The 6,937-nt window shown below is 60.1% G+C and carries 7 protein-coding genes and 1 pseudogene; 5 read left to right on the forward strand and 3 right to left on the reverse strand.

Going from position 1 to position 6,937, the window contains the following annotated elements; all coding sequences use genetic code 11:
- Positions 1-423: pseudogene (locus WAW39_RS28535) on the reverse strand (alpha/beta hydrolase); the annotation flags it as partial.
- A 288-nt stretch (positions 424-711) separates the two neighbouring features.
- Between WAW39_RS28535 and WAW39_RS28540 the strand changes: the two are divergent.
- Positions 712-1,269: a transposase gene (locus WAW39_RS28540; protein WP_422322867.1), complete on the forward strand. Its 558-nt coding sequence runs from the start codon at positions 712-714 to the stop codon at positions 1,267-1,269.
- Between the two features lie 206 nt (positions 1,270-1,475).
- Here WAW39_RS28540 and WAW39_RS28545 read toward each other — a convergent pair whose 3' ends face one another.
- Positions 1,476-2,273, reverse strand: a complete 798-nt coding sequence (locus WAW39_RS28545; RefSeq protein WP_422322869.1) for a thymidylate synthase — start codon at positions 2,271-2,273, stop codon at positions 1,476-1,478.
- 268 nt (positions 2,274-2,541) lie between these two features.
- Here WAW39_RS28545 and WAW39_RS28550 point away from each other — a divergent pair, with 268 nt between their 5' ends.
- From WAW39_RS28550 to lspA, 3 genes are all read left to right on the forward strand, one after another.
- Complete coding sequence (locus WAW39_RS28550; RefSeq protein WP_422322871.1) at positions 2,542-2,946, forward strand: peptide chain release factor-like protein; 405 nt, start codon at positions 2,542-2,544, stop codon at positions 2,944-2,946.
- 335 nt (positions 2,947-3,281) lie between these two features.
- Positions 3,282-4,418, forward strand: coding sequence for a galactitol-1-phosphate 5-dehydrogenase (locus WAW39_RS28555; RefSeq protein WP_422322873.1), 1,137 nt, complete (start codon positions 3,282-3,284; stop codon positions 4,416-4,418).
- A 99-nt stretch (positions 4,419-4,517) separates the two neighbouring features.
- Positions 4,518-5,054, forward strand: coding sequence for a signal peptidase II (lspA, locus tag WAW39_RS28560; RefSeq protein WP_422322875.1), 537 nt, complete (start codon positions 4,518-4,520; stop codon positions 5,052-5,054).
- Between the two features lie 277 nt (positions 5,055-5,331).
- Here lspA and WAW39_RS28565 read toward each other — a convergent pair whose 3' ends face one another.
- Positions 5,332-6,393 (reverse strand): hypothetical protein, encoded by a 1,062-nt coding sequence (locus WAW39_RS28565; protein WP_422322877.1) that lies wholly within the window; start codon positions 6,391-6,393, stop codon positions 5,332-5,334.
- A gap of 335 nt (positions 6,394-6,728) precedes the next feature.
- On the opposite strand from WAW39_RS28565, the gene WAW39_RS28570 reads away from it, so the two are divergent.
- Positions 6,729-6,937: hypothetical protein (locus WAW39_RS28570; RefSeq protein WP_422322879.1), on the forward strand; the 209-nt coding region annotated here is incomplete at its 3' end.

Consider the following 6,937-nt stretch of genomic DNA (forward strand, 5'->3'; position numbering starts at 1 on the left):
CCGATGCGCCGATGCGCCGATGCGCCGTCTCTCGAGATTCCACTCCACTGCCTTGCTGCGCACAAACTGCAGCGCCCGCGCCGCATCCAGCAGCGGCCCCTGCACCGGCGGCACCAGCCCGTCCGCCTCCGCATCCGGAATCAGCCGGTAGTTGATCGACACCACCGAGATGCCCGCATTGAGGTAGGGCTTCTCATTGTTAAAGGCCCCCTTGTCCCCGTTTAGCCAGCCCCCGCCGTGGATGAAAAACACCACCGGCGTCGGCGTCTCCGACTTCGCTTGGTAAAAGTCCAGCCTCTGCCGCGCATGCGGGCCGTAGGGCTCATCGGCGAGAGTGGGCTTGCTCGCAGGCGCGTCCGCAGCGTGCAAATCCACAATTGAGCCAAGCAGCAGTACAAGGAGAACAGCGGCAGCAGATTGCATCGCGGTGAAAAGGTGCCAATGGGGGCGATCTTTCAGTTTCATCGCAGGATGCCTGCCCGCCATACTTGTCGGCACGAAAAGCTCAGGCGGGTGTTGGTTCGCGCCAGCGTCCTGGAGTGCGCCGGTCCTCCGGCGCTTTCGAGCGTCCAACGGCCTACGAAAAGCTCCAGAGGACTGGAGCACTCCGAAACGCAAAGCGCACGCAATGCTTTTCTCCTATAGCCACCACCACGTATCAAAACGCAGTCGCGATTTGCCAAAAACCTCGCTCTTCGACAACCTCGCATCATGCCAAACATCATCGACTGGCCTCATGCGCCGCCTCATCGGCTCACCGAGCGCGGGACCTATTTCGTGACGGCTGCCACCTACCTCAAAGCGCATCATTTCCGCAGCCCCCGGCGCCTTGAAGTCGCCCAACGTGGCCTTCTGTCCGTCGCAAAAGAATACGGCTGGGACTTGGAAGCCTGGGCGTTTTTTTCAAATCACTACCACTTCGTCGCCAAATCACCTGCTGATCCTGGTTCGCTGCAGGACATGCTCAGAGTGCTGCATGTGAAACTGGCAGGCTGGGTTAATAAACTGGACGAAACTCCGGGCCGCAATGTCTGGCACAACTTCCGTGAGACCCAGCTCACGCATACGACCTCCTATTTCGCACGACTGAACTACACTCACACAAACGCCGTTCATTATGGGTTGGTCCCCATCGCCAGAGACTACCCCTGGTGCTCGGCGGCATGGTTCGAACAAACCACCAGTGCAGCCATGGTGAAGTCCATTCAGCGCTTCAAGACTGACAAGGTGAAAGTGGAAGATGATTACGATGTCGATCACGATTGGTGATTCAAACCCCGCGGCCAGCTTCCTAGAACCGAAGCGCACGCATGGCTCTGGACCATTTGCCACGTGACAGCGTCCTGGAGTGCTCCAGTCCCCTGGAGCTTTTCGCAGGCTGGGGAGATGTCGCAGACCACGAGACGCTCGAAAGCGCCGGAGGGCCGGCGCACTCCAGGACGCAAAGCGTACGAGGAGCTCAGCCTTATGAACAGCTATACCGCGATCTCCGCTTTGATCGCCGGATGCGGGTCATACCCTTCCAGCGTGAAGTCCTCGTACTTAAACGCGTCGATCTCCTTCACGTCAGGATTCAGCTTCATCACGGGCAACGCACGGCACTCGCGGGTGAGCTGGAGGCGGGCCTGCTCGAGGTGGTTTTTGTAGAGGTGGAGATCGCCGAAGGTGTGGACGAATTCGCCGGGCTGGAGGTCGCAGACCTGGGCGACCATCTGGGTGAGCAGGGCGTAGCTGGCAATGTTGAAGGGCACGCCGAGGAAGAGATCGGCGCTGCGCTGGTAGAGCTGGCAGCTCAGCTGGCCGCGATCCACAAAGAACTGAAACAGGCAATGGCAGGGTGGCAGGGCCATCTTTTCGATGTGCGGCACGTTCCAGGCGCTGACGATGTGGCGGCGGCTGTAGGGATTCGTTTTGATGCCGTGGATGAGGCTGGCGATTTGATCGTGTGTCTCAGCCCCCGGAGCCCCCTGCCAGCGCCGCCACTGCGCGCCGTAGACGGGGCCGAGATCGCCGTTTTCGTCCGCCCATTCGTCCCAGATGGTGACTTTGTTGTCGCGCAGGTACTTCACGTTGGTGTCTCCCTTCAGGAACCACAGCAGCTCATGAATGATGGAGCGCAGGTGCAGCTTCTTGGTGGTGACGAGCGGGAAGGTGGTGCTGAGATCGTAGCGGCTCTGCTCGCCAAACACGGAGTACGCCCCTGTGCCGGTGCGGTCCTCACGGTAGCTTCCGTGTTCGAGCACTTTGCGCAGCAGGCGGTGGTATTCTTCCATCGTCCAGCCATAGCGGGGTGCGGGCAGGATGCAAAGGTTTCGGAAAGTGGGAATGCCGGAGGGATGGCCGCAAAGAGGCGCAAAAAAGGCAAAAAGGTGAAGCACGCTGCGGCCTGCGCCGTTTTACGCGATTTTCGAAACCGATTTGCTCGCGGGCAGCCGACCATCACCATCTCCCTATTTTTTGCTCCTTCTTGCGCCTCTTTGCGGCCATCTCAACTTCTGCATCCTCAGTTGCAGTGCAGGCTCGCTGCCCCGATGTTGAGGCATGGCCGATCTGCCTGATGACCCCGCGCTGCGCACCCGCATGCAGAAACTCCGCATCCGTGAGGAGGATCTGGAGGAGTCGTTTATTCGCGGCGGCGGCGCGGGCGGCCAGAAGATCAACAAGACCAGTTCCACTGTGGTGCTGCGCCACGTGCCCAGCGGCCTGGAGGTGCGCTGCCAGCGCGAACGCTCGCAGTCGCAGAACCGCCTGATCGCCCGGCAGGAGTTGTGCGACCGATTAGAAGCGGCCTTCAAAAGCGCGCAGATGGAAATCCAGAACGACCGCGAAAAAGTCCGCCGCCAGACCCGCGCCCGCCCCCGGGGCCTGAAGCGCCGCTACGTGGCGGGCAAGCGGCACCGCGCCGGGATCAAGGAAGGACGCGGCAAGGTTGGTGGGGAGGAGTAGCGGCAAAAGGCGAAGGTGCTGCATTTGGAAGGGAGGAGCTGGCCGCACACCTCCGCGTGCCCACGGAGCGTATTGTAGCACCTGCTTTAGCAGGCTCTGGATGGCGCGACAGGAACCTGCTAAAGCAGGAACTACAATACATGCGCCGCATGTCTGCGGAGCCGTGGGACAATGCATAAATCTTCCGCCATGAGCTTCGACATTCGGATTTACTCATTCGTCATTCGATTGACTCACCTCCCTCCCCAGCAGCCAGAGCAGCCTCAGAATGCAGCAGGCTGAAACAACTTCCCTCCTTGCCTCCGGCCACACTCGGGGCATGATCCGCGCTCCCCATGAAAGCGCTCGTCCTCACCGCCCCCTCCGAGTTCAACTACGACCTCGAATTTCCTGAACCCACCGCAGCCGCCGGCGAAGTCCTCGTCAAAATCGCCGCCTGCGGCATCTGCGGCAGCGACATCCACGGCATGGACGGCCGCAGCGGCCGCCGCCAGATGCCCATCGTCATGGGCCATGAAGCCGCCGGTGAAATCGTCGCCGTGGGCGAAGGCGTGACCGACTGGAACCTCGGCGACCGCGTGACCTTTGACTCCACCGAATACTGCGGCGAGTGCGAGGAATGCAAGCTGGGCTACGTCAATCTCTGCCCGAACCGCAAAGTGCTCGGCGTGTCCCCCGGCGAATACCGCCGCCATGGCTGCTTCGCTGAGAAGATCGCCCTGCCAACCCGCATCCTCTACCGCATCCCGGATGACCTTTCCTATGAGAAGGCTGCCTTTGCTGAGCCAGTGTCCATCGCCCTGCACGCGGTGAATCTGGCCGATGGCATCGAAGTGGGAGAAGCCTTCCAGCACGTCCACACCGAAGGCTGCGGCCATGACTGCGAGCACAACCACGGAGCCGAAGTCGAAGACGACACGGACGAAGCGAATGGCGGCGTCGCCGTCGTGGTGGGTGCGGGCTTGATCGGCCTGCTGGTCATTCAGGCGCTGAAAGCACGCGGCTGGGAAAAGGTGATCGCCGTGGATCTTGATGACAGCCGTCTGGAACTCGCCCGCAAGCTGGGTGCCGAAGAAACCTTCAACGCCAAGCAGGAAGGCCTGGCCATGCACATCCGCCAGATCTGCGGCGGCGACGGTGCTGACGCCAGCTTTGAAGTCGTGGGCGCCGGTGCCCCGCTCGATCTCGCGATCCGCAGCGTGCGCAAAGGCGGCCAGGTGGTGCTGATCGGCAATCTCCAGCCAAACACCCCCTTCCCTCTTCAGGAAGTCGTCACCCGCCAGCTCACCATCAAGGGCTCCTGCTCCTGCGCCGGGGAGTACCCCGAAGCCATCCGCCGCATTCAGGACGGCAGCATCCAGGTGGAGCCACTGCTCAGCGCCGTGGCCCCGCTGGCCGAAGGCGCCGGCTGGTTCAAACGCCTTTACGATAACAAGGAAGGCCTGCTCAAGGTCGTGCTGCAGCCCGCGTGATTGCTTCGCCAATGACGAATGTCGAAATGGGGCCAAGACTCCCTGACTCTCTTCATTCTTCCATTCGTCATTCGACATCCGACATTCGTCATTTTTTCCATGATCCGCCTCTTCCTGCTCCTTTCGCTGCCGCTCTACATCCTCGACCAGATCTCCAAGAACTGGATCGTGCAGCATTTCAGGCTGTATGAAACCGAGCAGGAGGTCATTCCTGGCGTCTTCTGGCTGCACCATGCGTCGAACACCGGCGTGGCCTTTGGCATGTTCAACGGCACGCAGTATGCGAACTACGCCTTCGCCGCCGTGTCGCTGGCGGCACTCGTGTTCATCTACGTGATGCATGGCAAAGGCCTGTTTCCCGGCAAGCTGAGCCGCCTTGCTGTGGCGCTGCTGGTCTCCGGCATCTTCGGCAATCTCACCGACCGCCTCTTCCGCAATCACGATGGCGGCAAGCTTTTCGACGGCACGTTCTTCGACGGCTACGTCGTGGACTTCCTGCGCTTCGACTTCGGCTTCTGGCCCTTCCACCCCTGGCCTTCCTTCAACGTGGCGGATTCCTGCGTGGTGTGCGCCGCCATCCTGCTGGCGCTCGCCTCGTTCTTTGAAACGCCAGGGCAGCCGGTGAAGAAGGCGTAGCGAAGGATGACACAGGCTGCCAGCCTGTGGATGTGCTCCCCTATCTTCGCTCGAGCACTGAGCACTTAGGAGAGCATCATCTTTACGCTTCCTTGCAGCCCAAGGGCTTCGACGTGGTCGTAGGATGGGTGTGGCGACAGCCCGCCCGTCTGCGAGCGTACGGCAAACACACGGGCCTGCGAAAGCCCTCGTAGTCGGGCGGTTTGGCGAAGAGGCATTCGCGTGTTGATGAGTGTCTAGTTCGCCAAACACACCCAACTTACGCCCGGACAGCCCCTCACTCCTTCGGCACCGGCGACCAGCGGTAGATGCCGTCGAACCATGACAAACTGCCGGGAGGGGTCGCTTTGCGTTTGGTTTCCACCCAGAGGAAGCTGCCTCTGCGCTTGAGCGTGATGCTGACCTCCTTGGCGGCTTCCGGCACATCTGTCTCGGTGAAGACGGCGGCAGCGGTGGTCTCATCGTTCTTAGAGGTCACCGATTCAGGCGGTATTTGGCCCGCGAGGTCGGAGCCTTGGTTTTCGTTCACCCGCGTGCAGTTCAGGTTCACGCGCAGCTTGCCGTCCTTGGCGCTGCGGATGCTCACATGCCCGCCAAAGCCGTCGTCATACTCGCCATCCCAGGAGGAGCTCTTCAGCACAGCGGGCTGCTGCATGAAGCCGTAGGCCGCCGCTGTGACTTGGGCAAGCTTGAGCCAGTAATTGACATCCTTCTCCGCTGTGGGCGCGTCTTTGCCCGCAGCAGCCGACGGCGCAGGTTTCGCCTTCGCAGGCTCCGGGGGCTGATAGGCGATCTTCATCCAGCGGCCCAGCAGCGCCGGCCAGCGAGCCTTCCAGTCGAGCGGCACCGTCTTGTCCACGCCTGACCAGGTGTGCGAGACCTCCTTCAAGGCCACGCTCAGGCGCTCATCCGCTGCCTGGGATTCTTTCCGGGCCAGTTGCAGCCGCTTTTCATCACTCACACGGCGATAGATGCCCAGGATGCCCGGGTCCTGTGGCATCTTCTGCCCCGGCTTGAACAGGATCTCCATTTTCGACTCCCCGCCCTTGGCGATGAAATACGATCCGCGGTCCTGCCCCTCATCCACCAAGGCGGCAAAGGTAAGAAGATTGTCTTTCCGGGTCCCCTGCCCTGTCCACATGCCCGTCGATCCCGGTTCCGAGGCCCAGCGCATGATCACCTCCACGCCCGTGGCGGAAGTCTGGCGCAGGGTGAGGTAGCGCATACTTTCCTCGTCATAGAAATAAGTCGTGGTCAGCGGCTCAGCACCACGTCCGCACGCAGCCAGAAGGAAGAAGGCCAGAACCGGTATCCGAAAAGGCTGCAGGCAAGATTTCATGGAGGCTCATTCTCAAAGAAGACGCTCCATGCGCAAGAATTAGAAAACAGTGATTTTTTGGCCTCTCTATAATGATCGTATTTTAACGTCATTTGTAACAAAGAAGTCCATTTTTATTTGTTTTCCGGGATTAACATGAACTCAAAATAGCGGTTTCGCGATTCTGCGAAGAGGATTCCCCCATTACAACTCACTGTAAATCAATACGATGTATGGTATCTATACACATATATTTATCAATTTTACAAATATTTGAGTAATTTCTGATATGGTTGTTGCACATTCTATAATTTCCGTTATAAATACTAGCAGAAACAAGAGCCACCCACGCAGCCATGAAAACACTCATCCGCCTCGCACTCACCGTCAGCCTCCTCGCCGTTGCTTCCGCCGCGAACGCTCAGAATGGTTACTCTGCCGCCGGTTACTATGCCGCCCCTCAGGCACAGGTTGCTTACGCTCAGCAGCAGGCGAATGCGCAGGCTTGGGCCGCCTGGAACGCTCAGCAGCAGGCCAATGCCGCTGGCTGGGCCCGCTATTACGC

Origin of the sequence: Prosthecobacter sp., assembly GCF_049294395.1 — a bacterium.
In the GTDB taxonomy this organism is placed as follows: domain Bacteria; phylum Verrucomicrobiota; class Verrucomicrobiia; order Verrucomicrobiales; family Verrucomicrobiaceae; genus Prosthecobacter.